Here is a 26,256-nt window from a genome sequence, read left to right on the forward strand (position 1 = left end):
TTGGCCGCGGTCAGACGCCCGGGGCGCGGGCGACGACGGCGGTGGTGTCGTTCATGGCGATGACGAAGGCCTCCTCGCCGGAGGTGAAGCCGCGCTCCTCCTCCGTGGTGGCCAGGACGTCGACGATGGTGCCCTTGAGCGTGAGCCGCACCTTGCCGAGGTCGCCGGCGCCGAAGCCGACCATCACGCGGCCGCTGCGGCCGATGTAGTCGGCGGCGCTGGCGGCCGTGCTGGTCTCGCTGTGCGAGAGGCTGCGGAACACGGCCACGGTGCCCTGGCCGGTCAGGAGGCCCATGCCGAGCGCGGCGACGAGGGCGATGGTCGGGCTGTCGACCAGGTCGAGGCCGTCGAGCACGAGGCCGGTGAGGCCGAAGAAGGCGAGGAAGAACATCCAGAAGCGCAGCGAGAAGAAGGCGGTGAACAGCCCCGCGAGCGCGCCGTGGGCCTCGCCGACGCCGTGGTCGAAGTGCTGCGCCTGGGTGCCCGCGTCGGCGCCGTGGCCTCCGCCGTCCCCGGTGTCCTTGTCGCCGACGAAGATCGAGCCGAGAAGGAGGACGCCGCCGAGCCCGAACGCGAACAGGTAGAGGTAGATCAGCATCGCCGGAGGGGGGAACATTATGCCACGCCGACCGGGCCGAGGCGCGCCAGGCCGCCTATTCCGCCTCAAACGCGCGTTTTCTTGCGAAGAACAGCGTCCGCGCGCGCGCCGATCGAGGCTACGCTGTTCATAAGTCCGCCACCTTCCGCTGGAGCCATATGGCCGCCGACGACTACCGACTCCTGCCGCGATCCTTTTTCGCCCGCGACGCGCTCGAGGTGGCGCGCGATCTGCTGGGCAAGCTGCTGCGACGCGACGGCGTGATCCTGCGGATCACCGAGGTCGAGGCTTACCGCCACCCGAACGACAGCGCGAACCACTGCCGCTTCGGCCTCACCGAGCGCAACGCGGCGATGTGGGGCCCGCCCGGCCGCGCGTACGTGTACCTCTGCTACGGGATCCACAACATGCTCAACCTCTCGACCAACGAGGAGGGCGAGGGGGCGGCGGTGCTGATCCGCTCGGCCGAGCCGGTGCTGGGGCTGACGGAGATCCAGCGCCGCCGCGGCGCCACGACGACGGGGCCGGCGCTGTTGACCGGGCCGGGCAAGATCGGGCAGGCGCTGCAGCTCGACACGTCGTGGTCGCACCACCCGGTCACCGAGCCCGGCGGTCTCGAGGCGCTCGACGCCCCGCCGGTCGGCGAGATCCTCGCCGGGCCGCGCGTCGGCATCGACTTCGCCGCGCCGGCCGACCGCGACGCGCCGTGGCGCCTGGCCGTGGCCGGGACGAAGTGGGTCAGCGCGCCGAAGGGCCTCCGACCGGTGTAGCATCCCGCCATGCCGTCCGTGTTCACCCGCATCATCAACGGCGAGCTGCCCGGTCGCTTCGTGTACCAGGACGACCGCTGCGCCGCATTCCTGTCGATCGCGCCGCTGCGCCCCGGCCACACGCTGGTGGTGCCGAAGCAGGAGGTCGACCACTGGCTCGACCTCGACGCCGACCTGGCCGCGCACCTGACGACGGTCGCGCAGACGATCGGCCGCGGGCAGATGCTGGCGTTCGCGCCGACCCGCGTCGGGCTGATGATCGCCGGGCTCGAGGTGCCGCACGTCCACCTGCACGTGGTCCCGATCGACGGCCCGCACGACCTCGACTTCGCCAACGCCGACCACCGCGCCAGCCCGGCCGCGCTCGACGACGCGGCCGACAAGCTGCGCCAGGCGCTCGCCAAGCTGGCGCCCGAGGGCGCGGGCGATTGGTGTCTCTGAGGACATGTCACGAAGGACAGACGCGATGACGCACGACCCGCTGAACCTGCTGCAACGCCCGCGGCGCAACCGCAAGCACCCCGCCATCCGCGCGTTCGTGCGCGAGACCTCGCTCGGGCCCGAGCACTTCATCTACCCGCTGTTCATCCACGCCGGCGACGACGACGTGCCGATCGCGTCGATGCCCGGGTGCGCCCGGCTGTCGCGGAAGGGGCTGCTGGCCGAGGTCGAGGCGGCGCGGGCGGTCGGGGTGAACCTCGTCGCGCTGTTCCCGGCGGTCGCCGAGTCGCTCAAGTCGCCCGACGGCCGCGAGGCGTGGAACCCGAACGGGCTGATCCCGGCGACGATCAAGGCGCTGAAGGACCGCTGGCCCGACCTGGTGATCGTCACCGACGTCGCGCTCGACCCGTACAACAGCGACGGCCACGACGGGATCGTCGCGCCGGACGGCCGGATCTTGAACGACGAGACGGTCGAGGCGCTGTGCAACCAGGCGCTGTGCCAGGCCCGCGCCGGCGCCGACATCGTCGCGCCGTCGGACATGATGGACGGCCGCGTGCAAGCGCTGCGCGAGGCGCTCGACGGCGAGAGCTTCATCGACGTGTCGATCCTCGCCTACACGGCCAAGTACGCCTCGGCGTTCTACGGGCCGTTCCGCGACGCGCTCGACTCGGCCCCCAAGAGCGGCGACAAGAAGACCTACCAGATGGACCCCGCCAACGCCCGCGAGGCGCTGCGCGAGGCCGAGCTCGACGAGGTCGAGGGCGCCGACATCCTGATGGTCAAGCCGGCCGGGCCCTACCTCGACATCCTCGCCGCGCTGCGCCGCGCGACCCACCTGCCGCTCGCGGCCTACCAGGTCAGCGGCGAGTACGCGATGCTCAAGGCGGCCAGCGAGCGCGGCTGGCTCGACGAGAAGCGGGTGGTGCTCGAGAGCCTGCTCGGCATCCGCCGCGCCGGCGCCGACGTGATCTTCACCTACTTCGCCCGCCAGGCGGCGGAGTGGCTGACGGGCGCGAGGAAGTAGCCGATGGCGCAGCGGCTCGAGTTCTGGTTCGACTTCTCGTGCCCGTTCGCCTACGTCGCGTCGACCCAGGTCGAGCAGCTGGCCCAAAGGACAGGCGCCGAGCTCGACCTGCGGCCGATGCTGCTCGGCGGGGTGTTCAAGGCCCGCGGCACCCCGCAGAACCTGGCCGCGACGCTGAGCCCGGCCAAGGCCCGCCACAACCTCGACGACATGCGCCGCCAGGCCCAGCGCGCCGGCGTACCGCTGCGCATGCCGCCCAACCACCCGATGCGCACGGTCGCGGCGCTGCGCTGCGTGCTGGCGGCCGGGCTCCACTTGCCGCTCGTCCACCGCATCTACCGCGCCTACTGGGACGAGAACGCGGACATCGGCGACCGCGAGGTGCTGGCGCGGGCGCTCGCGGAGGTCGGGCTCGACGCGGCGGCGATCCTCGCCCGCGCCGAGTCGCCGGCGATCAAGGACGAGCTGCGCCGCCGCACCGACGAGGCGATCGCCCGCGGCGTCTTCGGCGTGCCGACCTACTTCGTCGGCGACCAGCTGTTCTGGGGTCAGGACCGCGCGGACATGGTCGAGGAGGCGCTCGGCGGCGCTCCGGTGGGGCTCGTGGCGTCGCCGACGGCGCCGGTCGAGTTCTTCTTCGACTACTCGAGCCCGTTCGCCTACCTGGCGATCATGCGCGCCGCGGAGCTGGGCCCGCAGGTGCGCTGGCGGCCGATCCTGCTCGGCGGGCTGTTCCGCAACCTCGGCACGCCCGACGTGCCGCTGTTCGTGCAGAGCCCGGAGAAGCGGCGCCACACGATGCAGGACCTCGACCGCCAGGCGGCCCGCGCCGGGCTGCCGTTCAAGTTCCCGGCGCGCTTCCCGGTCCGCACGGTCCTGCCGCTGCGGGTCACGCTGGCCGCCGGGTCGCCGCCGCCGCTGGTGCGCGCGCTGGCGACGGCGCTGTGGGCCGAGGACCGCGACATCAGCGACCCCGCGACGGTGGCGGCGATCGCCGACTCGCTCGCGCTCGACGGGGCGGCGCTGGTGGCGGCCGCGGAGACGCCGGAGATCAAGCAAGCCCTGGCGACGAGCACCGCCGAGGCCGAGGCCGCCGGGGTGTTCGGGGTGCCGACGTTCGTCGTGCACACGCGCGAGCGCGGGCCGCAGCTCTACTGGGGCGCCGACCGCCTGACGCTGGCGGCCGCGGCGGCCGGCGGCGACGTCTCGGCGATGTAATTTTCAAACATGTTCAAAGGGGCATGTCATGATGGACATGCCCCTTCAAACATGCCCTGAGGCGCGACCGGCTCACAGGTGGGCGTAGCGGTCGGTGGCGCGGCGCAGGCTGAGGGCGATGCCGGGCTCGAAGGCGGAGTGGCCGGCGTCGGGGACGATCACCAGCTCCGAGCGGGGCAGCCGCTTGTGCAGGTTCCACGCGTTCTCGAGCGGGCAGATCACGTCGTAGCGGCCGTGGACGATCGTCGTCGGGATGTGCTCGATCTTCGCCGCCTCGTCGAGAAGCTGCGTCTCGCTGGTCAGAAAGCCCTTGTTGACGAAGTAGTGGCACTCGATGCGCGAGAAGGCGAGGGTGAAGTCGGTGTTGTCGCAGTGCATCTCGACGTCGGGGTCGGGGTGCAGGGTGGCGACCCGGCTCTCCCACAGGCTCCACGCGCGCGCCGCCTCGACGCGGACGCGCGGGTCGGTCGAGGTGAGGCGGCGGTAGTAGGCGCCGATCAGGTCGCCGCGCTCGGCCTCGGGGATCGGGGCGACGAAGGCCTCCCAGGCGTCGGGGAACAGGGTGCGGGTGCCGCGGCCGTAGAACCACTCGGACTCGCGGCGGGTGAACATGAAGACCCCGCGCAGCACCAGCTCGGTGACGCGGTGCGGGTGGGCCTCGGCGTAGGCGACCCCGAGCGTGCTGCCCCACGAGCCGCCGAACACCTGCCAGCGGTCGACGCCGAGGTGCTCGCGCAGGCGCTCGATGTCGTCGACGAGGTCCCAGGTGGTGTTGTCGTCGAGCGAGGCGAACGGCTCGCTCTGGCCGCAGCCGCGCTGGTCGAACAGGATGATGCGGTACCGCGCGGGGTCGAAGAAGCGCCGGTGCTTGGGGTCGGTGCCGCCGCCGGGCCCGCCGTGGAGGAACACCACCGGCTTGCCGGCGCGGTTGCCCGACTGCTCGAAGTAGAGGTCGTGCCCGCCCGGGACCTGCAGCCGGCCGAAGTGGAACGGGTCGATCGGCGGATAGAGGCCGGACAGCGGGTCCTGGCGGTGGGGCGCGGAGTGAGCTGGTCGAACGGTCATGGTGAAAAGCTCAGGTTCTCGGGGACAGGTCAGGTGCGCCCGGCGAAGTGGTCGGTGGCGGACACGAGCTCGTGGAGGATCCCGGGCTCGAAGGCGGAGTGGCCGGCGTCGTCGACGATCCGCAGGTCGGCCTCGGGCCAGGCGCGGTGGAGGTCCCAGGCGCTCTGCGCCGGGCAGACGACGTCGTAGCGGCCCTGGACGATGACGGCCGGGATGTTGCGGATCCGCGGGACGTTCTCGATCAGCTGGTTGTCGCGCTCGAGGAAGCCGCGGTGGACGAAGTAGTGGGCCTCGATGCGGGCGAACGCGAGGCTGAACTCGTCCTCGCCGGCGCGCTCGATCTGCTCGGAGTTGACGTGCAGGTAGCTGGTGCTGGCCTCCCACACGCTCCACGCCCGCGCGGCGTCGCGGCGGACGAGCGCGTCGTCGCTGGTCAGCCGGCGGTGGTAGGCCTTCATCAGGTCGCCGCGCTCGGCCGCCGGGATCGGGGCGAGGAACCGCTCCCAGGCGTCGGGGAACAGGGCGCTGGCGCCGTCCTGGTAGAACCACCGCAGCTCGCTGCGGCGCAGGAGGAAGATCCCCCGCAGCACCATCTCGGTGACCTTGCGCGGGTGCTTCTGGGCGTAGGCCAGCGCGAGCGTGCTGCCCCACGAGCCGCCGAACACCAGCCAGCGCTGGATGTTGAGGTGCTCGCGCACGCGCTCGATGTCGGCGACGAGGTCCCAGGTGGTGTTGTCCCGCAGCTCGGCGTGCGGGGTGCTCTTGCCGCAGCCGCGCTGGTCGAACAGGACGATCCGGTAGCGCTCGGGGTCGAAGAAGCGCCGCTGGTCGGGCACCGTGCCGCCGCCGGGTCCGCCGTGGAGGAACACCGCCGGCTTGCCGTCGGGGTTGCCCGACTCCTCGAAGTACACGCGGTGCAGCCCGCTGACCTGCAGGAAGCCGGCGTTGTAGGGCTCGATCTCCGGGTAGAGCGTGCGCCTGCGTGGGGAGGCCATCGGCGCGAGCTTGGCAAAGCGCGATCAAGGCGTCCATAGGCGCCGCGTGCGGCCCCTCCGCGGGATTTGTGGCGGCCTCCGCGGGCAAAACCGCGCAGCGGCCGAACGCGCCCCTCCGGCGGGGTTCGGCGGGCGACCGGACGAGTAAGGGGGCAAGGACTCGCGGCGTTAGCATCGACCTCGCAGGAGATCCCTCGCACGTGTCCAGGCTCGCGTCGTCCGCCCTCGTCGCCCTCCTCCTCTTCGGCTGCGCCCACGGGCGCAATCCTTACGCCGCCACCGAGAGCTCGCTCGAGCTCGACCGCGTGGTGCTCTACCGCAACGGGATCGGCTACTTCGAGCGCCGCGGCGAGGTCAAGGGCGACGCCCTGGTGATCAAGGTCCGCAAGGACCAGGTCAACGACCTGCTGAAGAGCTTGACGGTGATCGACCGCAAGAGCGGGCAGGCGGTCAGCGTGTCGATGCCGCTCGACCCCGAGTCGTGGGCCAACGCTGCCCTTTCGACCCTGGCCCCGGGGCAAGGTAGTTTGGCGCAGGTGCTCGACGCGCTGCGCGGCACCTACGTGACGCTGAAGACGACGCAGGGCAAGCTGCGCGGGCGCATCGTGCTCGTCGAGGCGATCGTCGACGAGCCCGACCCGACGCCGCCGCCGTCGTCGGAGCGGGTGCCGCCGCCGCAGGGCGGGGCGCGCGACTACAAGGTCTCGCTGATGGACGGCAAGCAGCTGCAGGTGGCGCGGCTGTCGAAGGTGCGGGGGGTGACGCTGCAGGACGGCGACCTGGCGCTGCAGTTCCACCGCACGCTCGACGCGACCGCGGGCGAGGGGATGTTCCAGCAGGTGGCGGTGGAGATCCGGCTGGCCGGCGCGAGCAGCCACGACCTGGTGGTCAGCTACGTGGTGGCGGCGCCGATGTGGAAGCCGACCTACCGCGTGGTCCTGCCCGAGCCGGGGGAGAAGGGCCCGGCGCTGCTGCAGGCGTGGGCGGTGGTCGACAACACCAGCGGCGAAGATTGGGGCGAGGTGTCGATGAGCCTGACCTCGGGCGCGCCGATCGCGTTCCGCTACGACCTGCACACGCCGCGCACGGTCTCGCGCTCCGACCTCACCGAGGCGGGCGTGCAGAAGCGGGCGGCGGTGGCGATGGGCGAGACGTCGTACCAGTCGGGCGGCGATCGCGACAGCGACGCGATCCCCGACTCGCTCGACAAGTGCCCCGACAGCCCGGAGACGTTCAACGGCTACACCGACGAGGACGGCTGCCCCGACGCCGCCGGGGTCGTGGGCGGCTACGCGGCGGGCCAGGCCGCGCCGGCGCCCCCGCCCGCGCCCGTGACGACGGAGCCCGAGAAGAAGCCCGCGCGGCGGCCGATGCAGAAGCCGGCCTCGGCCCCGAAGGGCGCCGCCAGTGCGAACCGCAGCTACGACTTCGACGACGCCAACTACGGCGGCGGCGAGACGGCCAAGGCCGAGGAGGCGGCCGAGGCCCCGCCGGCGCTCGACCTCGAGTCGCTGCGCCGCAGCACGCAGGCGAGCGCGCGGGCCAAGAGCGTCAGCGGGCTGACCCGCTTCGACCTGAACGCCCGCGTGACGGTGCCCGACGGCAGCTCGACGATGGTGGCGATCGTCAACCAGGACGTCGCGGCCGAGCAGACGTTCTTGTTCCGCCCCGGCGGCGCCGGCAGCGGCTACGAGCAGAACCCGTACCGCGTGGTCCGCTTCAAGAACACCACCCCGTTCGTGCTCGAGCCGGGGCCGATCGCGATCTACGCCGGCGGCAGCTTCGTCGGCGAGGGCCTGTCGGAGGCGGTCGGGACGCAGACGAGCACGACGATCCCGTTCGCGGTCGAGCCGTCGCTGATGGTGTCGTCGCAGGCGCAGTACACCGGCGAGGACCTGCGCATCCTCAAGATCGTGCGCGGCGTGATCGAGGTCGAGAACTTCCAGCGGGTGGCGACGACCTGGACGGTGAAGGGCCAACCTGACCCGAAGGGCTACTCGGTGCTGATCCGCCACCCGAAGCAGGGCGGGGCCTACGCGCTGAAGTCGAAGATCGACGGCCTCGAGGAGCTGCCCGACGCCTACCTCGTGCCGGTCAAGGTCACCGGCAACGCGACCGAGGGCAAGGTCGAGGTGGTCGAGCAGACGCCGTCGCACGCGACGATCACGATCTGGGACGGCCGCGTGCCGCAGCTGCTCGACGCGCTGCTGCGCCTGCCGAACCTCGACGCCGGCGCCCGCAAGAAGATCGAGCCGCTGGTCCGCCTGCGCCAGGAGATCGGCCGCATCGACACCGAGATCGAGGGGCTCGCGCGCCAGCAAGCGGAGCTCGACCAGCGCGCGAGCGAGACGCGGCAGAACCTCGAGGCGATCAAGAAAGACTCGGCCGCCGGCGATCTGCGCGGCAAGTTGAACAAGCGCCTCGACGAATTCACGCGCGACGCCGACAAGCTCGGGCGCTCGATCGTCGAGCTGCAGTCGAAGCGGCTCGAGAAGAAGATCGAGCTCGAGGACTCGCTGCAGACCATCGACCTCTCGGCCCCGACGCCGTGACGGATCCGTTCCGACGGCTTGGGGGGAATTGACGGGTCTGCAGGGGCGCAGAAAACTGCACCCCGAGGGAGACGCCGTCCGACGCGCGTCTGCGCAGGTCCGCGGTGGGATACGCACGGACTTGCCGGCCCCCCGCTGGCCGTGCGACGCTGGCGCTGATGTCCCGGAACCCCGAGGGCTTTCGGTGAGCGATCACGACGCAGGCGCGTCCGGCGCGATTCCGAACGCGGATCCGAGGCCAGGTCCCAAAGGCCAGGTCCTGTCGGCCTCGCAGCACGCCCGGTCGATGCGGGCGGTGCCGAAGATCGTCGAGACCCCGATCGTGGAGTGGGAGCCGCCGCCCACGTTCGACGAGTACAAGCTGGTCCGCCTGCTCGGCAAGGGCAGCATGGGCCGCGTCTACCTGGCCCACGACACGGTGCTCGACCGGCCGGTGGCGGTGAAGTTCGTCGGCCACGTCGCCCCCGACGCCGACGACCGCGAGCGCTTCCAGGTCGAGGGTCGCGCGGTCGCGCGCATCCAGCACCCCAACGTGGTGACGATCTACCGCGTCGGTCAGCTCGAGGGTCACCCGTACCTCATCACCGAGTACATCCGCGGCAAGAGCCTCAACGAGATCCAGGTCCCGCTGCCGTCGCGCAAGGTGCTCGAGCTGGCGATCGGCCTGTGCCGCGGGCTGGCGGCGGCGCACCGCCACGGCGTGCTCCACCGCGACATCAAGCTGGCCAACGCGATCCTGGCCGAGACCGGCGAGATCAAGCTGCTCGACTTCAGCCTGGCCAAGCTGATGGACCCGGCCGCGCTCGACCCCGTGCGGCCCGAGCCGGCGCGCGAGGAGGCGATCGAGGCGGCGTCGTCGGTGGTGCTGCGCAGCAGCGACGGCGGCCGCATCGACCGCGCGGCCGAGACGATCAAGCTGCGCGACGCCAGCGCCAGCGCGGCGCTGCCCCGCGTCCACGACGACTCGGCCGGGCGCTCGAGCGCGGGCCTGTCGGCCGCCGCGCTGTCGGCCGCCGACATCCCCGTCACCGCCGAGTCGCTGACCCAGGCCGGCACGCTGCTCGGCACGCCGCACTACATGGCGCCCGAGCTGTGGCGCGCCGAGCCGGCGTCGCGCCGCTCCGACGTCTACGCGCTCGGGGTGCTGATGTACATCCTCGCCTCCGGGCGCCCGCCGACCGAGGCGAGCACGCCGCTCGAGCTGGCCGAGCGGCTGCAAGAGCACGAGCCGCGGCCGCTGCTCGAGCGAGCGCCCCGCTGCGACCCGCGCCTGGCCGGGCTCATCGACCGCTGCCTGCGGCGCGACCCGTTCATGCGCTTCGGCTCGGCCGACGACCTGCTGGCCGCGCTCGAGTCGCTGCAGCCGAACGGCCGCGAGCTGGTGATCCCCGAGGGCAACCCGTACCGCGGCCTGCAGGCGTTCGAGTCGAAGCACCGCGCGGTGTTCTTCGGCCGCGGCGTCGAGATCCGCGCCGTCATCGAGCGCCTCCGCGCCGACGCGCTGGTCGTCGTCGCCGGCGACTCGGGCGTCGGCAAGTCGTCGCTCGTCAAGGCCGGCGTGGTGCCGATGGTCGAGGAGGGCAACCTCGACCACCACCGCCAGTGGGCCTCGGCGGCGATGACCCCGGGCCGCTACCCGCTGCAGACGCTGATCTCGACGCTGGCTGTTCTCTTCGACATGTCCGAAGAGACACTCGCGGCGCTGATCGCCGAGAGCCCGGGCGAGCTGGTCCGCGCGCTGCGCAAGCAGCTCGGCGAGGCGCGCGGGCGGCTGCTGGTGATCGACCAGTTCGAGGAGCTGGTGACGCTGAGCGCGCCGCAGGAGGTGGGGATCGTCGGCCCGCTGCTGGCGCGGCTGGCCGCGGGGCTGCCGGGGCTGCGGGTGATGGCGACGGTGCGCGGCGACTTCCTGACCCGCGTGGTCCAGGTGCCGGGCATCGGCGACGAGCTGTCGCGGGCGATCTACATCCTCCGCCCGCTGTCGCCCGAGGGCGCGCGCGAGGCGATCGTCGGCCCGGCGAAGGTCAAGGGCGTGCGCTTCGAGCCGTCGACGCTGGTCGACGAGTTGGTCGAGGCCGGCGCGCGCGGCAGCCTGCCGCTCTTGCAGTTCGCGCTGGCCGAGCTGTGGGAGATCCGCGACCAGGCGACGAACGTCATCTCGCCGGCCGACCTGCGCAAGGTCGGCGGCGTGACCGGAGCGCTGGCGCGGCACGGCGACGCCGTGCTGGCCGAGCTGATCCCGGCCCAGCGCGCGGCGGCCCGGCGGATCTTGATGCGCCTCGTGACCGTCGACGACACCCGCGCGGTGCGGACCGAAGACGAGCTGACGGCCGACTCGCCCGCGGCCGCCGAGGCGCTCAAGGCCCTGGTGCGCGCGCGCCTGGTGGTGGCCCGCGAGGTCAACGACGACGCGGTCTTCGAGATCGCCCACGAGGCGCTGCTCGGCGGCTGGTCGACGCTCAGCACCTGGCTCGAGGAGGAGCGCGACGGCCGGGCCACGCGCCACCGCCTCGAGCTCGCGGTCGCCGAGTGGGAGCGGCTCGGCCGCGGCCGCGACGCGCTGTGGAGCGGCGCGCCGCTGCAGGAGGTGATGGCGCTCGACCCGGCGTCGCTGCGGCCGAAGGAGCGCGACTTCATCGCCGCCTGCAAGGCCACCGCGGCGCGCGTGCGGGCGCTGCGACGCGGCGCGATCGTGCTGGTGCCGGCGGTCGCGATCTCGATGTACGGGGCGATGTGGCTCAAGAGCCAGCGCGACCTGCGGCTCAAGGTCGACGCCCAGGTCACGGCGGCCGAGCAGGAGCGGGCAATCGCCGGCAAGGCGCGCGCCGACGCCGAGGAGCTGCGCACGCAGGCGCTGGCGGCCTACGACGCCGGCAAGACGGCCCACGCCGACGGGCTGTGGACCCGCTACGAGGCGGCGCTGCCGGAGGCGGAGCTGCGGCTGGCCCGCTCGGCGCAGAAGCTCGAGACGGCGCTGAGCCTCGACGGCCGGCGCGACGACATCCGCGAGAAGCTCGGCGAGGTGCTGCTCGAGCGCGCGCTGCTGGCCGAACAGGCAGGTCACGGCGAGTTCGTGATCCAGGACCTGCTCGAGCGCCTCAAGCTCTACGACGAGGGCGGGGCGCGGGTCGAGCGGTGGAACGCGCCGGCGCAGCTCTCGGTGACGAGCCAGCCGCCGGGGGCGCGGGTGCAGCTCGAGCGCTACGACTCGGAGCGCGCGCGCATCGACAAGACGGAGGAGCTCGGGACCACGCCGGTGGCGGCGCGGCCGCTCGACCGCGGGTCGTATCGTCTGCGCTTCGAGCTCGACGGCTACGCGCCGGTGAGCCTGCCGATCGCGCTGGGGCGCGAGGAGGTCGCCGACTTCTCGGTGGTGCTGCCGCCGGCCGACGCGGTCCCCGCGGGCTTCGTCTACGTGCCCGCCGGGCGCTTCCTCTACGGCACCGGTGACATCGTCGACCTGCGCGTGACGATGAACGCCGAGCCGCTGCACAGCGTGGAGACCGGCGCCTACGTGATCGGCCGCCACGAGGTGACGTGGGCCGATTACATCGAGTTCCTGTCGGCGTTGCCGGCCGGCGAGCGAGCGGCGATCCTGGCGATCAACGCCGCCCGCGTGCTGTCGGACGGCGCCCGCCTCACCGAGCTGCCGGAGGGCGGCTGGAAGCTCGAGCTGCATCAGTCGGACCGGGTCTATACAGTGCGGACCGGCGAGCCCCTGGTCTACGAGGGCAGGACGCAGCGCGCCCGAGTCGAGTGGGAACGTCTGCCAGTGACCGGAATCGGGGTCGAGGAGGCGACGGCCTATTTCGCCTGGCTCAATGCCTCGGGGCGAGTCCCAGGCGCCCGCTTCTGCGACGAACACGAATGGGAGCGTGCAGCCCGCGGCGCCGACGATCGCAGGTTCTCCATCGGCGCACGCCTCGACGCCAGTGAGGCCAATATCGACAGGACGTACGGCCTGCTCGGCCCGGCGTACGGCCCCGACCCGGTCGGCTCGTATCCCCAGTCCGTGAGCCCCTACGGCCTCTACGACACGATCGGCAACGCCTACGAATTGACGGTGTCGCCGTTCGACCACAAGCAATTGAATGCGCGCGGCGGCGCGTACTACTATAACGAATTCGCCGCCCGGGTCGCCAACCGCTTCGAGGTCGCTACGAGTTTCCGCCACAGCACGGTCGGGTTGCGCGTATGTGCGACATGGCCGCTGACCCGCTCATAAAAATGAGCCCGCTCGGACAGTTGTCCTTTCACGTGTCCGCCGGCCGTGCTACAGTCGGGGAGATCGATGGGGGGTGGTTATGGCCGTGCGTCGTGTGGCGCTTGTCGTGTCGCTGTTGGGCTTCAGCGCAGGGTGCTACGTGGGGTCGGAGGCACCCGCCGATGTGGTCTCGACCCGTGACGAGGAGTTCAACTCCCTCGTCCTGAACGGGCCGGTGCTGCAGGGCCCGGTGCTGCAAGGGCCGGTGCTGCAGGGCGTGATCATGGGGCCGGTGCTGCAGGGCCCGGTGCTACAGGGCAACGTGCTCGAGGGCCCGCTCCAGCAGGGTCCGGTCCTGAACGGCGTGAACCTGAACGGGCCGGTGCTGCAGGGGCCGGTGCTGCAGGGGCCGGTGCTGCAGGGCTCGGAGTTCAGCGCCAAGGTGGTCAAGAACGGCAAGAAGGTGTGGGCCAAGGGCATGGACTTCATCGGCTCCGAGTGGGAGCTGACCGTCGGCCAGGTCATCGACGGCGAGGAAGTCTACGAGGACTACGTCCTCCGCATCGACGACATCAACAAGTCGCCGGGCCAGGACGACGTGTACCTGTACGACGTGGTGCACCGCGCGAAGGGCTCGAACCAGTGGAAGCCGCTGTGCCAGGACGGTCAGGGCGGGCTGGTCCCGGCGATCCCGGTGGCCAACTACTGGAACCTCGAGACCGGCGACCGCGTCGACGACCCCAACGTGTTCGTGTGGGCCTGCACGAACGCCGTCATCGCCAAGTGCGTGCTGTGGGGCTACCGCCCGTGGGCGACGACCAAGCGCTGCAAGGACTGGGAGAAGGGCAAGAACTGCAAGACGATCTCGCTCGCCGATCACCACCAGGCCTGCACGCGCATGGCTCGCGCCGACTATTGCGGCAACGGCGAGCCGTGGACCGTCAACGGCACGGCGATCGACATCTGGGATCACCTCTCGCCGCAGGTCGAGGCGCGCGCGACCAACTGGTTCATCGAGGCCGAGTGGAACCCCGACGGGGCCTACTGCCTCCGCGACATCCGGCACCAGGAGTACAAGGAGCAGGGGCTTTATCCCAAGTGCTTCCTCGACAAGAAGGGCAAGCCCAAGAAGGCCCCCAGCGACTGCGGCTCGCTCGACGATCACCGGGCTCTTTTGGTCAGCGCGTTCGACAAGTACGGCCAGGGCCTGCCGAACGGCGACGACGACGACGACGATGACGACGACGACGACGGCGGCTGGGGCGGCTGGGGCGGCGGCCACGGTCATGGCCACGGCCACGGTCACGGCGGCCACTGAGCGCTCGCGCGAGCGCAGCGCGCTTTCCATCGCCCGGCGGCTGTGTTGCCGTCGGGCGATGCAAGACGTCCCCGAGCTACCGGCGTGGCTGGCCGACCTCTTGCCGGTCCGCCGGGCCGTGAGCGTGCTGGCGGACGGCTGCCGGATCCACCGCATCGACCACGGCGAGCCCGACGCGCCGGTGGTGCTGCTGCTCCACGGCAACCCGACCTGGAGCTTCCTGTGGCGCGACGTGATCGCGCGTCTGTCGGGGTTCCGCTGCGTGGCGCCCGACCTGCTCGGCTTCGGGCTGTCGAGCCGGATCGCGCTGCACGAGCACAGCGTCGAGCGCCACGTCGACGCGCTGGCCGAGCTGGTGGAGGCGCTGGGGCTGCGGCGCTTCGTGCTGGTCGGGCAGGACTGGGGCGGGGCGCTGGGGCCGGTGCTGGCGGCGCGGCTGCCCGAGCGCGTGGCCGGCGTGGTGCTCGGCAACACGTCGGTGGTGCTGCCGCCGCGCCCGCGCGGGACGTGGTTCCACCGGTTCGCGCGGCTGCCCGTGGTCAGCGACCTGGCGTTCCGCGGCCTCGGGTTCCCGCAGAACGCGCTGTGGGTGGCGCAGGGCGATCGCCGATCGATCCGCGGCCCGGTGGCCCGGGGCTACCGCTGGCCGCTGCGGCACCTGTCCGATCGGTCAGGCCCGCTGGCGCTCGCGCGGATGGTGCCGGACAGCTTCGAGCACCCGAGCATCGCGCCGCTGCGCCGCGGCGAGGCGTGGCTGCGCGAGTTCGTGGCCGCCGGGGGCCCGCTGGCGCTGGTGTGGGGCGAGCGCGACCCGATCCTCGGCCGGGCGCTGGCCCGCCACGAGCGGGCCTTTTCCGGTGCGAGCGTGACGCGCACGCCGGCCGGGCATTTTTTGCAGGAGGAGGTGCCCGAGGCGTTGGCCGCGGCGATCCGCGCGGTGGCGAGCCGCGCGGGCATGCGCTGACGGGCGCTGGCCGTGGCCGCGCGCAGCTTTGCTGCGGGCCGGCGAGGCGGGTCGGGCTCGAGCACGTGCAGTGTGGACATTTCGCGGCGGCGGTGCGGGTCGCGACCCCGCGGCGCCGGATGTCCTCGAGGACATGCTGGGATCGGGGCGAGGATCTCTATCGACACCAGGCAGTGCGGACATTTCGCCGCGGCGGTCCGGGTCGCGCGGCCGCGGAGTCGGATCGGTCGAGGGACATGCCGGGGTCGGATCGGCGGGACGTGGGGGCTGCGGCGGCGGATCTCTCCAGTGAGGGCCATTCGAGGCGGCGGTCCGGGTCGCGCGGCCGCGTAGTCGGATGTCCTCAGGGACATGCTGGGATCGAGGCGCGAGGACGTGGCCCGGCGCCGTCGCGTACGCTCACGGCCGGGCGTCGGGCGCAGGGCTCGCCGGCGGGGGCGCCGTGCGGCCGCGCGCGCGCCGGCCGTGGCTGTCGTGCAGGGACATGTTCGAGAGGACATGTCGTGAAGAGCCGCTGCTAGGCGTCGACGTGGCGGTGGACGGTGATGACGCGGGTGAAGCGGCGGTCGAGGGCGTCGGCGTCGGCGACGTAGCAGGGGGCGAACTGGTCGAACAGGGCCTCGACCTCGGCGCGGACCGGCAGCTCGGGGTCGGGGTCGCCGACGGCGACGTAGGCGGCGAAGAAGTCGTCGGGGTCGCGGGCCAGCGGAGTGCCGATCGCGGCCATGATCCGGAGCACCGCCCCGCGCTGCTCGGGCGGGAGCTGGGCGGGATCGCCGAAGCGGAGGCCGGCGACGGCGTGCAGCGCCTGGGCGACGTTGGCGGCGATGTCGGCCTCGGGCAGGGCGTACAACGAGGCCATGAGGTCGGCCTCGTCGCACCACACGAACAGGATGTGCGGCGGCAGGGCCAGCAGCTCCTGCTGGTCGCGGGCGACGAAGCTGCTCATGTCGAACTCGAGCGCGCGGGCGACCGGGCGGACGGCCTCGGCGATCGCGGCGTGCAGCGCGGCGTAACCATCGGGGTCGCGACGCGCGACGGCTCGCGCCGGGAAGGCCTGCTGGGAGAGCGCCTCGAGCTGCGCGAGCGTCAGCGGCACCCGGACAGGATAGCGCGGCCCCGGCCGCGCGGGGAGGGCGAGTGCGCTCGCCCCGGCGGCGAGATCGACGGACGCGGACGGCCGAGGCTCGCCTGTGCCCAGGCGTCGGCGGCGGAGGTGGCTGAAAGGCCAGGTCGCGCGGCAGGGTGAGGCGGCGTGGGGGGCAGACGGGCGGCGGGGCGATCGTGGATGTCTGAAAGGACAGGTTGTGGGCGAGCCGACGAGGCGGGAGAGGCAGACGGGCGAGAGGCGGGGTGAGGGGAGATGCCTGAAGAGACAGGTCGCGGGCGGATTGGCGGGGCGGAGGCAGGCGGGCCGCAGGGCGAGATCTTTGGAGGGACGGGTTAGAGCGGAACGGCGAGGCAGGCGCGCGGGGGGGGCCGCGCGTGGACGGTGGACTGGGCGTTTTGGACAGGTTTGAGAGGACATGCCTGATGCGACATGTCCTTCGAGTCACGCCGGTAACTCGTCGGCGAGGGCGTCGGGGGCGCTGCGGCCGAGGTCGGCGAGGGCGGCCAGGGCCGCGCTGCTGCCCTGATAGAACGCCTCCTCGAACAGCGGCAGGCCGGCGACGTCGGCGGCGCACGGGCGCAGGCGGCCGATCTTGGCGCGGGCGCGGGCGAGGGTCTCGCCGAACAGCAGGCCGGGGACGGGGCGGATCATCGCGTGGCCCCAGCGGGTCACGGTGACGTGGGAGACCTCGGCGGCGATGCCGGGGTGCATGGCCGCCAGCGCGGCGACGACGTGGTCCGACCAGCTCGACGGATCGCCGGCGAGCAGGCGACGTCGTTGCGCGGCGAGCTCGGCGGGGCCGTCGCCGCACAGGGGTTCGTAGTAGGTGAGGACGGCGCCGGGGCGGCGCTGGTCGGCGGGCTCGCCGTGGGTCGCGACGACGTAGCCGAGGCTGGGGCCGGCGAGCGGGACGTTGTCCCACGCGAGGCGGGCGCCGATGCCTCGCGGGGCGGTGCGCACCTCGACGCTGGCCACCAGCCAGGGGGCGTAGGTCAGCGCGCCGGCGGGCAGCGGATCGGCGCCGACGAGCAGGCGGCCGAGGACGAAGCGCGGGGCGGCCCACAAGATCGCCCGGGCATGCACGCGCAGGCGTCGGCCGTCGGCCGGGCGATGGACGCGGAGCTCGCCGGCGTGCGGATCGACGGCGACGACGGCGGCGCCGCGGTGCAGTCGATCGCCGAGATCGGCGCGCTCCAGCATGCCGCGGACGAGGCGCGCGTTGCCTTCGGGCCAGGTGAGGATGAAGCCGCCGCGGGTCTCCTCGAGGCCGCGGGCGAGGAAGTGGTGCAGGCCGGCGAAGGCCGAGGTCTGGGCGAGGGTGCAGCCGTAGTCGTCGCGGCAGGCGTAGTCGAGGGCCCAGCGCAGGCGTTCGCTGTGCAGGCCGAGGTCGTCGAGGTAGGCGGCGAAGGAGACGGCGTCGAGGTGGCGCAGCTCGGCGCTGCTGCGGGCGACGGGGATGGCGAACAGCGGGCGGCCGTCGGCGCCGCGCCGGCCGTCGAGCGCGCGCAGGTGGGCGTGCCAGCGGGCCCACTGGGCGGCCTCGTCGGCGGTCTCGCCGGCGGCGGGGTAGAGGCCCTCGTACCAGCGGCCGCGGCCGAAGTGGCGCTCGAGCGGGGCGGCGGCGATCGCCGAGGGCGCGTACTCGGGGCGCCCGCGGGCGTCGCGGCCGAGGATGACGCCGAGGTCCTCCAGCAAGCGCTCGAGCGCGGGGCAGCCGGGCGGCGGGGTCGGGAGGTAGTGGGCCCCGAGCGGATGGCGCGAGCGCGGCAGCTCGCCGCCGCGGGCGGTGCCGCCGACGTCGTCCTCGAGCTCGAACAGGTGGACGTCGGTGAGGCCCGCCCGCCGCAGGCGCCAGGCGGCGGCGCTGCCGGCCACGCCGGCGCCGACGAGCGCGACCTCGGTGTGGATGGTCTCGTGGACAGGTCCTTCTCGCCATGTCCCTTCGCGCAGGTGATGCCCGCGCTCGGGGTCGGGGCCGGCGAATTCGACCACCGGCGGCGGCGGCCGGCCGGGGCCGCAGGCGGCGGACGCGACGGTGCCGGCCGCCGCGCCGAGGAAGCCGCGCCGCTTCACGCAGGGGCTCCGCGAGGGCGCGGGTGACGGGTCCCCTCGCGTGCAGGCGCGAGAGTGGCCCGAAGATCATGTCCTCTTGGACATGCTTCAGGAGACATATGGTCCGTCCGGCTCACCCGCGGCCTCCGCGGCCGGGCAGGGTGCGCAGGTCTTCCTCGTAGTAGTGGACCAGCAGCTGGTCGTTGAGGCGGTTGACGTCGACGTCGGGCGGCCGCTGGTCGCGGGGGAACACGAACAGGGTCGGCAGGAGGGCGTCGTCGAGGAAGCGCAGCGGGACGTCGGCGAGGCGGGTCGGCTCGGGGCGCGGGGCCGGGGACACGAGGACGAAGCCCCAGTCGCCGAACGACGGCACGTGGGCGTGGTAGGGGCGCGGGTGCAGCTCGGCGGCGGCGAGGGTCTTGACCACGCACCAGAACGAGCGCGGCGCCAGGTACGGCGAGGTCGCCTGGATCACGCCGACCCCGGCGGGCGCGAGGGCGCGGCGCAGCAGGCGGTAGAACGAGCCGGTGTAGAGCTTGCCGAGCGAGAAGTTGTTGGGGTCGGGCAGGTCGACGACGGCGACGTCGTAGACCTCGCTGCTCGTTCGGACATGTTCTTCGAGCCAGCGCATGGCGTCGGCGTTGTGGACGCGGACGCGCGGGTCGGACAGGCTGCCGCGGTTGATGCGGACCAGCAGCGGGTCGCGGCCGAACAGGCGGGTCATGCCGGGGTCGAGGTCGACGAGGTCGACGCGCTCGAGGCTCGGGTACTTGAGCAGCTCGCGCACCGCCAGGCCGTCGCCGCCGCCGAGCACGAGGGCGCGGCGCGGGGCGACGCCGGCGAGCGCGGGGTGGACCAGGGCCTCGTGGTAGCGGTGCTCGTCGCTGCTGGCGAACTGCAGGTTGCCGTCGATGTAGAGGCGGATGTCGTCGCCGCTGCGGGTGATCGACAGGCGCTGGTAGGCGGTCTTCTCGGAGAAGATGACGGGCGCGTCGAACAGCTCGCGCTCGGCCAGGCGCTCGAGCCGGCCGCCGAGCAAAAGGCCGCCTGCGAGCGCGGCGCAGACCAGCGCGGCCTGAACGAGGACGGCGCGCGGGCGCGCCAGCTGGGCGCGGAACACCCACGCGCAGGCCAGCGCGACCGCGGCGTTGAACAGGCCGCACACCAGGCTGGTGCGCACCAGGCCGAGGTGGGGCAGGAGCGCCAGCGGGAACAGCAGGCTGGCCAGCAGCGCGCCGACGTAGTCGAACGCGAGCACCCGCGCGACCGTGTCCTTCAGCTCCTGGCCGTCGCCGACGATCCGCATGAGCAGCGGGATCTCGAGGCCCACCATGGTGCCGACGATCACCAGGATCGAGAACAGCAGCGGGCGCACGCTGGCGAGGTAGGCGTAGCCGTAGAACAGCGCCACCGCCGACAGGCCGCCGACCACGGCGATCACCAGCTGGACGGCGATGAAGCGGGCGTGCAGGTCCCGCGCCACGAACTTGCTCAGCCACGAGCCGAGGCCCATCGCGCTGAGGTAGACGCCGATCACCAGGCTCCACTGGGTGACGCTGTCGCCCAGCAGGTAGCTCGCCATGGTCGCGGCGATCAGCTCGTAGACGAGGCCGCAGGTGGCGACCACCAGCACCGAGGCGAGCAGCAGGCGGGTCCCGGGCGCGGCCGACATGTCACTTGCCGCCGTGATAGCCGCCGCCCAGCCAGACGAAGGCCGCCCGCCCGCGCACGGTGCCGTCGGGGTCGCGCTCGACCTTGCCGCGCTCGGGGGTGCCGGCCAGCAGGAAGCCCGAGCGCGCCCCCAACAGGAGCAGCAGCAGGGCGGCGACGGAGCAGATCCAGTAGGTCGTTCGAAACATGTCAAAGGGACAGGTGGCGGGGAACGTCGGAGGCGCCCGCTCGGGCCGGGTCGGTCGCGCGAGGCGACGCCGCGAGCCGGGGCAGGGGGATGGAGGATGCGCGCCTCCGCGAGGCGGGAGGAGCTGCCCGGCGACGTGGCCCGCCCGGGGCCATCGAGCCGAGGCGTGACGGCCCGCACGGCCGCGGTCCGAACGGCACAGCGAAATGGCCTTCAGAACATGTTTGGAAGGACATGGTCATGGGGTCACGTCGGGTAGTCGCTGTTGGCCCAGCGCTTGCGCTCGCGGCGGCGGCCGAGCAGCCAGGCGAGCAGCGGGAAGCCGAGGATGATCGGGACCGGCAGGGCGGCGTAGCGGGTGAGGAACACGTCTTCGCGCACGCGGAGCGCCCAGGTCTCGGGGCTGCGCACGCCGAACGGGGCGAAGCTGCCGAGGCCGAGCGGGTCGCTGCCAGGCAGCGCGCTGGTGTCGCGCTCGGGGGTGACCTGCAGCAGGTAGCGGCCGCCGGCCACGCGGCCGAGGACGTGGTCGACCTGGCGGTCGCCCTCGGACCACGCCTCGCCGTCCTCGAAGCCGCTGTAGCTGCTGGCCTCCATGCCGAGGCCGATCGCCTCCTCGCCGTCGATCGGGATCAGCACCACCTCGGCGAACGCCCACGAGTTGTCGAGCGGGTCGGCGGTGAAGGAGATCTCGACGGTGGTGGACGAACCGGGCTCGCCGATCGTGACCTCCTGCGACAGCGCGCTGTCGAACCGCAGGTCGGTGGCCTGGAACACCTCGCGCTCGGTGGCGCGGCCGGCGACGAACTGGACCGCGAAGTACCAGGCGACCAGGAACACCAGGCACGACAGCCACAGCGAACGGGCCTGCTCGCGCCAGCGGTTGGGCGCGAGCATGCCGACGCCCTTCTGTCGGGGCGGCTTGCCGGGCCGCTCGAAGGCGCGCCACACCTCGGCGGCGTCGAGGTGGCGCATGGCGGTGCGCGTCAGCTCGACGCCGTCGCTGCCGGCGACCTCCTCGATCGAGATGCCGTACGGCGGGGCGGCGAAGTCGTCGACGTGGGCGAGGTCGCCGACCTGGACCTGCCACGGGAACTCGCCCTCGGCGTAGGTGACGTGGGCGTCGGCGCCGGAGAAGTGGCGGTAGCGGCGGCCGCGGTAGGTGATCGCGTGGCGCTTGCCGGGGACGACCTTCGGCGCGCCGGGGATGACCTGTCCCAAAGACCAGTGGCCATCGCTCGGCGAGTGGGCCAGGTAGCGGTAGCCGCGGTAGGGGTTGTAGAGCAGGAACTCCTGCCACGGCCAGCCGGGGACGGTGCGCCAGCAGATCCCGACGATCTCCCACAGGGCGCCGTCGAGGCGGCCGCGGGCGTGCAGCGGCAGCACCGAGGGCTGGTGGGCGCGCGCGGCCCGGTGGATCAGCGCCAGCGCGCCGCTGTCCTCGGGCCGCAGCAGGCTGCCGCAGGCCGGGCAGACGACGCGCTGGATCGCCCCGAAGCCGCGCAGCGCGATCGGGCCGCCGCAGGCGAGGCACTGCACGGCCTCGGTGCGGGCCTCGTCGCGGAACAGCCGCGGCGGGGTGACCTCGGCGCGCGGGCGGGTCACTTCGGCGGTCGCCTCAGTCACGCCAGCCCTCGAATCTGCGCAGGCGGTCGAGGCCGAGCTCGGCGAGCAGGGCGGCCCGGCCGACGTAGACGTCCGGGCGCTTCTGGTAGGGGTCGACGCCGTAGTCGAGGCTGACGAACTGGTCGTCCGGGCCGGCGAGGTCGAGGCTGAAGAAGGTCAGGCCCGGCTCGGCGACGAACGGCAGCACGCCCTCGGCGCCCTGGTAGCGGGCGGCCCGCTTGTCGACGACCATGTACTCGTCGCCATGAACTTCGTGCCATGTTCCGACGGACATGTTGTAAAAGCCAGGCAGATCGGGGCCGTCCGGGGCGGGGGTGGTGACGGCGTAGTTGCCCTGGAAGTCGGCCAGCCAGCCGACGCCGTCGGCGAACTGCAGGTACCACTCGCTCCAGGCGCCGCGGGCGTAGCGGAGCTGCAGGCGGCCGACGATCTCGAAGCCCCGGCCGGCGAAGCTGCCCTTGCTGCCGAGGAGCAGGGGGCTGCCGTCGTCGACCACGGCGGAGACCTTTCCCAGCAGGCGCAGGTCGACGCCGACGCGGACGACGGTGCTGCCGCAGTGCTCGCACACCAGCGAGACCGCAGTGCCGCGGAACGGCGCCGGAGCCCCGCACTGCGGGCACGACACCTGGCGCTCGTGCTCCATCGCCGAAGCATGGTGCCACTTCCGCGGGCGCGGCACCATGACCCCGCGGGCGCTCGCGGCCGCGCGGACCCGGGTGGGCGGCCGACTCCGATGCGACCGCATCGCGGCGTACTCCCGCAACATGTATAAACAAACATGTCTTTTGAGGCATGTCGAAGAGGACTGGTCGAGCGTCGACAGGGCGTCGCCCGGTTCGGAGCGCCGCCGCTCGGCCGGGGGTCTGCATGCGCGGGTCGTTTCGCCCAGGGGCGAAAATGAGCTAGGGTCGGTGCGATGGCCTTGCTCGACAGATCTCGGTGCTTTGCGCTCGTGGCGGGGCTGCTGACGGCGTGCCCCCCGGCCGACAGCGGGACCGCGAGCGAGCCGCAGACCACGACCTCCTCCGCCGCGACGACGGGCACCACGACGACCACCGAGACGGGCCCGACGACCGGGAGCACGGGCGGCGAATCGACGACCGGCGGGGGCGAGGCCAAGCGCTGCCAGTCGCAATGCGACAACGACCGCGACTGCCGGATCGACGGCGGCGACCTCGGGTTCCGCTGCATCGACGGGCTGTGCCTGTTCCCGCCGTGTACCAGCGACGCGCAGTGCCTGGCCGAGCTGTCGGGGTGGAAGACCCCGTGCGCGGGTCCGGGCGAGTGTGCGGCCGAGGAGGCGTGCGTGCTGGTGGCCGACGCGGGCCGCTGCGCGCTGACGCCAGCGACCTTCGCCTGCGCCGACTTCGGGCTGGTCGAGCAAACGCTGCCGCTGTTCGAGGGCAGGGGCGAGGCGACGGTGTGCGGGCAGGCGGCCGCGACGTGCGAGGCCGGGGCGTGCCAGAGCCCGTGCGCGGGGGACGAGGCCTGTCTGCCCCAGACGGGGCACCCGGTGTGCGACGTGCCGTCCGGCGCGTGCGTGTGCCAGATCGATCAGGACTGCCTCGACTCCGGTTTGCCGGGCTATGTGCAGTGCGTCGCCGGCCGCTGCGGGTGCGCGGTCGACAGCGACTGCGCGGGCGGACAGAACGTGGACACCTGTTACGCCGGGGCGTGCGGCTGCTCGGCCGACGCGACCTGCACGGTGGCGGTCTTCGACGGCGCGCCGCTGGTCTGTCAGTAGGTTCGGACACGCGAGCCGGGCACGCCTGCGGGACTCGCGCGGCGTCGTATTTCGCGGTAGGCTCCGCGCCATGTCGCCGCACGAGCCAGCCATCGCCATCGTCGGCCCCGGCAACGTCGGGTCCGCCATCGCCCGCCGATTGGTCGCGGCCGGCTTCACCAGGGTGAGCTTCGGGGTCCGCTCGGGCTCGAAGATCGCCGAGGCGCTGGCCGAGCTGGACGGCAAGGTCACGGCCTCGCCGGCGCCCGAGGCGGCGGCCGCGGCCGACATCGTGTTCCTGGCAGTGCCGGGCGGCGTCGCGGTCCAGGCGGCCCACGGCCTCGGCGACCTCGGCGGCAAGATCCTGGTCGACTGCAACAATCCGCTGACGTGGTCGCAGGGCCCGGTGTGGGCGCCGCCGCCGGAGGGCTCGATCTCCGTGGCGCTGCAGGCCGCGCTGCCCGGGGCCCGCGTGCTCAAGGCGTTCAACACCTTCGGCGCCGAGTTCCACGCCGATCCGACGCTCGGCGACACCGTGGCCGACGTGCCGATCGCCGGCGACGACGCCGAGGCCAAGGCGACCCTGTCGGCGCTGATCCAGCGGGCCGGCTTCCGCCCGCTCGACGCCGGCCCGCTGCGCAACGCGGCCGCGCTCGAGAACATGGCGGTGCTGTGGATCCACCTCGCGCTGGTCGGCGGCCACGGGCGCGAGGTCGCGTTCAAGCTGCTGCGTCGTGGATGACCGATCGCGCATGTCGTTCGAGACAGATTCTTCGGTCCATGTGCCCGAGACCAGGGCGGTCTTCACCCGCCTGCGCAACTTCCTGGCCGGCCGGCTGGTCGGGGCGACGCGCGACGCGGCGCTGCTCGACGAGGTGCTGCGCTGCGTGTTCTGCCGGGCGCTGACGGTCCGCAGCGGCGAGGCGGCGCCGGATGAGGCGGGCGCGCTGCTCGGGTTCTACCGGGCCCAGCTCGCGCGGCTGAAGGCGCTGATCCCCGACGTGTTCGCCGAAGGCGCGCAGATCGGGCTCGACGCGGCGACGCTGCAGGAGGTCGACCGCGAGCTGCGCACGCTCGATCTCGACGACCCGCGCTGCGACCCGATCGGCGACGCCTACGAGGTGTTCACGGCGGCGGCCGCCCGCGGGGTCGAGGGCCAGTTCTTCACCCCGCAGACGGCGGTGCGCATGCTGGTCGACCTGGTCGACCCACGCCCCGGCGAGCGGGTGATCGACCCGGCCTGCGGCGCCGGCGGGTTCCTCAGCCACACCGCGCGGCGGCTGGTCGCGCGCGGGGTGGCCCCGGCCGAGGCGGCGCGCAGCGTGGTCGGCATCGACAAGGACCGCTACCTCGCCGGGCTGGCGCGCGCGCACGTCGGCCTCGTCACCATGGCCCCGGCGCGGGTGTACTGTGGCGACGCGCTGGCCTGGCAGGCCGACGACGGCGGGCCGATCGCGTGCGAGCAGGGCGGGTTCGACGTCGTGCTCGCCAACCCGCCGTTCGGCGCCAAGATCGTCGCCGCCTCGGTCGAGGTCCAGCAGACCTTCGCGCTCGGCCACGTGTGGCGCCGCGGCCCCGACGACCGCTGGCAGCGCACGACCCGGCTGCAGCGCGGGGTCGCCCCGCAGGTGCTGTTCGTCGAGCGCCTGCTCGCGCTGGCCCGCCCCGGCGGCCGCGTCGGCCTGGTCCTGCCCGAGAGCCTGATCTCCGGCAAGTCGTACCGACATGTCGTTCAGTACATGTTCGAACAGGCAGATCTACGCGCGGTCATCGGCATGCCCGAGGAGCTGTTCAAGACGTCGGGCAAGGGCGGCACGCACACCAAAGTGTGCCTGATGCTGCTGACCCGCCGCGAGCCGGCCCCGGCCAGCGAGCGGCCGGCGATCTTCATGGCCGAGGCGGCGTGGTGCGGCAAGGACAGCCGCGGCCGCAGCATCGACCGCGACGAGCTGCCGGAGATCGGCGACCGCTTCCGCCAGCACGCGGCCGGCAGCCCGCCCGCCGCCAGCCGCCTCGGCCACGCGGTCCCGCCCGAGGCGGTGCGCGGCAACGTGTTGGCCCCGCGCTACTACGACCCGAGGGTCGCGGCCATCCTGGCCGGCCTGCAGCACACCCACGAGCTGGTGACGATCCAGCAGCTCGTCGACGACGGGATCCTCGGTATCACCAGCGGACACGAGGTCGGCAAGCTGGCCTACGGCGGCGGCGACGTGCCGTTCGTCCGCACCTCGGACCTGTCCAACTGGGAGCTCAAGCTCGACCCCAAGCACTGCGTCGGCGAGGCGGTCTACGAGGCCCTGCGCGCCAAGCAGGACGTGCGCGCCGGCGACATCCTGATGGTCCGCGACGGCACCTACCTGATCGGCACGTGCGCGTTCATCACCGAGCACGACACCCGCATCGTGTTCCAGAGCCACCTGCTGAAGCTGCGGGTGCACCGGCCCGAGCTGCTGTCGCCGTACCTGCTGCTGGCGGTGCTCGGCTCGGAGCCGGTGCGCAAGCAGATCGAGGCCAAGCGGTTCACCCAGGACATCATCGACTCGCTCGGCGACCGCGTCGGCGAGCTGGTGCTGCCGCTGCCGCGCGACCCGGCCCAGCGGGCCCGCATCGCGGCGATGGTCGAGGCGTCGATCCGCGAGCGCGTGGCCAGCCGCGAGCGCGCCCGGGCGGCCTGCCTCGAGGTCGCCCGCGTCGACTAGTACAGCCGCTCCGAGGTTCTCCTCGCGCTCCTCCT

General features: G+C 72.9%; 20 protein-coding genes. 11 read left to right on the forward strand and 9 right to left on the reverse strand.

The genetic code is table 11. The features are described 5' to 3' along the window. Positions 1-10 precede the first annotated feature (10 nt). Entirely contained in the window at positions 11-598 is a 588-nt protein-coding gene (locus NAEX_RS48380) for a hypothetical protein (protein ID WP_143140338.1), read from the reverse strand. A gap of 158 nt (positions 599-756) precedes the next feature. On the opposite strand from NAEX_RS48380, the gene NAEX_RS27845 reads away from it, so the two are divergent. Genes NAEX_RS27845 through NAEX_RS27860 form a run of 4 tightly spaced genes read left to right on the forward strand, consistent with a single transcriptional unit; the run spans position 757 to position 4,054 of the window. Continuing rightward, positions 757-1,368: a DNA-3-methyladenine glycosylase gene (locus tag NAEX_RS27845; protein WP_096330514.1), complete on the forward strand. Its 612-nt coding sequence runs from the start codon at positions 757-759 to the stop codon at positions 1,366-1,368. A gap of 9 nt (positions 1,369-1,377) precedes the next feature. Continuing rightward, entirely contained in the window at positions 1,378-1,809 is a 432-nt protein-coding gene (locus NAEX_RS27850; RefSeq protein ID WP_096330515.1) for an HIT family protein, read from the forward strand. Between the two features lie 4 nt (positions 1,810-1,813). Next, positions 1,814-2,836 carry a porphobilinogen synthase gene (gene hemB, locus NAEX_RS27855; RefSeq protein ID WP_245913814.1) on the forward strand — a complete coding sequence of 341 codons (1,023 nt, stop codon included), beginning with the start codon at positions 1,814-1,816 and terminating at the stop codon, positions 2,834-2,836. A gap of 3 nt (positions 2,837-2,839) precedes the next feature. Beyond that, the gene (locus NAEX_RS27860; RefSeq protein ID WP_096330517.1) at positions 2,840-4,054 is read left to right on the forward strand and encodes a 2-hydroxychromene-2-carboxylate isomerase; all 1,215 of its coding nucleotides are present in this window, start codon (positions 2,840-2,842) and stop codon (positions 4,052-4,054) included. Positions 4,055-4,126: 72 nt separating this feature from the next. Here NAEX_RS27860 and pip (NAEX_RS27865) read toward each other — a convergent pair whose 3' ends face one another. Continuing rightward, positions 4,127-5,119, reverse strand: coding sequence for a prolyl aminopeptidase (pip, locus tag NAEX_RS27865; RefSeq protein WP_096330518.1), 993 nt, complete (start codon positions 5,117-5,119; stop codon positions 4,127-4,129). A 29-nt stretch (positions 5,120-5,148) separates the two neighbouring features. Then, the gene (gene pip / locus NAEX_RS27870; protein WP_096330519.1) at positions 5,149-6,114 is read right to left on the reverse strand and encodes a prolyl aminopeptidase; all 966 of its coding nucleotides are present in this window, start codon (positions 6,112-6,114) and stop codon (positions 5,149-5,151) included. Positions 6,115-6,314: 200 nt separating this feature from the next. On the opposite strand from pip (NAEX_RS27870), the gene NAEX_RS27875 reads away from it, so the two are divergent. The 4 genes from NAEX_RS27875 (at position 6,315) to NAEX_RS27890 (ending at position 15,152) form a co-directional block, all read left to right on the forward strand. Beyond that, positions 6,315-8,666, forward strand: coding sequence for a DUF4139 domain-containing protein (locus NAEX_RS27875; RefSeq protein ID WP_096330520.1), 2,352 nt, complete (start codon positions 6,315-6,317; stop codon positions 8,664-8,666). 295 nt (positions 8,667-8,961) lie between these two features. Next, positions 8,962-12,891 (forward strand): nSTAND1 domain-containing NTPase, encoded by a 3,930-nt coding sequence (locus tag NAEX_RS27880; protein WP_275937642.1) that lies wholly within the window; start codon positions 8,962-8,964, stop codon positions 12,889-12,891. Between the two features lie 163 nt (positions 12,892-13,054). Then, entirely contained in the window at positions 13,055-14,188 is a 1,134-nt protein-coding gene (locus tag NAEX_RS52290) for an ADYC domain-containing protein (RefSeq protein ID WP_177325890.1), read from the forward strand. Positions 14,189-14,246: 58 nt separating this feature from the next. After that, the gene (locus NAEX_RS27890; protein ID WP_096333753.1) at positions 14,247-15,152 is read left to right on the forward strand and encodes an alpha/beta fold hydrolase; all 906 of its coding nucleotides are present in this window, start codon (positions 14,247-14,249) and stop codon (positions 15,150-15,152) included. A gap of 517 nt (positions 15,153-15,669) precedes the next feature. On the opposite strand, the gene NAEX_RS27895 is transcribed toward NAEX_RS27890, so the two are convergent. The 6 genes from NAEX_RS27895 to NAEX_RS48390 form a co-directional block, all read right to left on the reverse strand. Further along, positions 15,670-16,251: a hypothetical protein gene (locus tag NAEX_RS27895; protein WP_096330522.1), complete on the reverse strand. Its 582-nt coding sequence runs from the start codon at positions 16,249-16,251 to the stop codon at positions 15,670-15,672. Positions 16,252-16,704: 453 nt separating this feature from the next. Next, on the reverse strand, positions 16,705-18,336 hold the full coding sequence (locus NAEX_RS27900; RefSeq protein WP_096330523.1) for an NAD(P)-binding protein: 1,632 nt from the start codon (positions 18,334-18,336) through the stop codon (positions 16,705-16,707). Positions 18,337-18,448: 112 nt separating this feature from the next. Next, complete coding sequence (locus tag NAEX_RS27905) at positions 18,449-19,987, reverse strand: polyamine aminopropyltransferase (protein WP_096330524.1); 1,539 nt, start codon at positions 19,985-19,987, stop codon at positions 18,449-18,451. 1 nt (position 19,988) lies between these two features. Next, entirely contained in the window at positions 19,989-20,174 is a 186-nt protein-coding gene (locus NAEX_RS27910; protein ID WP_096330525.1) for a hypothetical protein, read from the reverse strand. Between the two features lie 245 nt (positions 20,175-20,419). Continuing rightward, on the reverse strand, positions 20,420-21,799 hold the full coding sequence (locus tag NAEX_RS27915) for a DUF4178 domain-containing protein (RefSeq protein ID WP_096330526.1): 1,380 nt from the start codon (positions 21,797-21,799) through the stop codon (positions 20,420-20,422). Further along, a complete protein-coding gene (locus NAEX_RS48390; protein ID WP_170136065.1) occupies positions 21,792-22,442 on the reverse strand; it encodes a DUF4178 domain-containing protein in 651 nt (216 codons plus the stop codon). Before NAEX_RS48390 ends, NAEX_RS27915 begins: the two co-directional genes overlap by 8 nt. 309 nt (positions 22,443-22,751) lie before the next feature. Here NAEX_RS48390 and NAEX_RS50815 point away from each other — a divergent pair, with 309 nt between their 5' ends. The 3 genes from NAEX_RS50815 (at position 22,752) to NAEX_RS27930 (ending at position 26,221) form a co-directional block, all read left to right on the forward strand. Continuing rightward, positions 22,752-23,543, forward strand: coding sequence for a hypothetical protein (locus NAEX_RS50815; RefSeq protein ID WP_170136066.1), 792 nt, complete (start codon positions 22,752-22,754; stop codon positions 23,541-23,543). Between the two features lie 70 nt (positions 23,544-23,613). Further along, entirely contained in the window at positions 23,614-24,264 is a 651-nt protein-coding gene (locus NAEX_RS27925) for an NADPH-dependent F420 reductase (RefSeq protein WP_170136067.1), read from the forward strand. A gap of 10 nt (positions 24,265-24,274) precedes the next feature. Next, the gene (locus NAEX_RS27930; protein WP_096330528.1) at positions 24,275-26,221 is read left to right on the forward strand and encodes an N-6 DNA methylase; all 1,947 of its coding nucleotides are present in this window, start codon (positions 24,275-24,277) and stop codon (positions 26,219-26,221) included. Positions 26,222-26,256: the final 35 nt, after the last annotated feature.

Origin of the sequence: Nannocystis exedens (genome assembly GCF_002343915.1) — a bacterium.
GTDB classification, from domain to species: Bacteria; Myxococcota_A; Polyangia; order Nannocystales; family Nannocystaceae; genus Nannocystis; species Nannocystis exedens.

What these genes read in the sequence shown, in the direction of transcription:
- NAEX_RS27925 (WP_170136067.1), top strand. Translation starts at nt 23,614, where the DNA reads ATGTCGCCGCACGAGCCAGCCATCGCCATCGTCGGCCCCGGCAACGTC.
- hemB (WP_245913814.1), top strand. Translation starts at nt 1,814, where the DNA reads ATGTCACGAAGGACAGACGCGATGACGCACGACCCGCTGAACCTGCTG.
- pip (WP_096330519.1), bottom strand. Translation starts at nt 6,114, where the DNA reads ATGGCCTCCCCACGCAGGCGCACGCTCTACCCGGAGATCGAGCCCTAC.
- NAEX_RS27845 (WP_096330514.1), top strand. Translation starts at nt 757, where the DNA reads ATGGCCGCCGACGACTACCGACTCCTGCCGCGATCCTTTTTCGCCCGC.
- NAEX_RS48380 (WP_143140338.1), bottom strand. Translation starts at nt 598, where the DNA reads ATGCTGATCTACCTCTACCTGTTCGCGTTCGGGCTCGGCGGCGTCCTC.
- pip (WP_096330518.1), bottom strand. Translation starts at nt 5,119, where the DNA reads ATGACCGTTCGACCAGCTCACTCCGCGCCCCACCGCCAGGACCCGCTG.
- NAEX_RS27860 (WP_096330517.1), top strand. Translation starts at nt 2,840, where the DNA reads ATGGCGCAGCGGCTCGAGTTCTGGTTCGACTTCTCGTGCCCGTTCGCC.
- NAEX_RS27910 (WP_096330525.1), bottom strand. Translation starts at nt 20,174, where the DNA reads ATGTTTCGAACGACCTACTGGATCTGCTCCGTCGCCGCCCTGCTGCTG.
- NAEX_RS27850 (WP_096330515.1), top strand. Translation starts at nt 1,378, where the DNA reads ATGCCGTCCGTGTTCACCCGCATCATCAACGGCGAGCTGCCCGGTCGC.
- NAEX_RS48390 (WP_170136065.1), bottom strand. Translation starts at nt 22,442, where the DNA reads ATGGAGCACGAGCGCCAGGTGTCGTGCCCGCAGTGCGGGGCTCCGGCG.
- NAEX_RS27905 (WP_096330524.1), bottom strand. Translation starts at nt 19,987, where the DNA reads ATGTCGGCCGCGCCCGGGACCCGCCTGCTGCTCGCCTCGGTGCTGGTG.
- NAEX_RS27890 (WP_096333753.1), top strand. Translation starts at nt 14,247, where the DNA reads ATGCAAGACGTCCCCGAGCTACCGGCGTGGCTGGCCGACCTCTTGCCG.
- NAEX_RS27930 (WP_096330528.1), top strand. Translation starts at nt 24,275, where the DNA reads ATGTCGTTCGAGACAGATTCTTCGGTCCATGTGCCCGAGACCAGGGCG.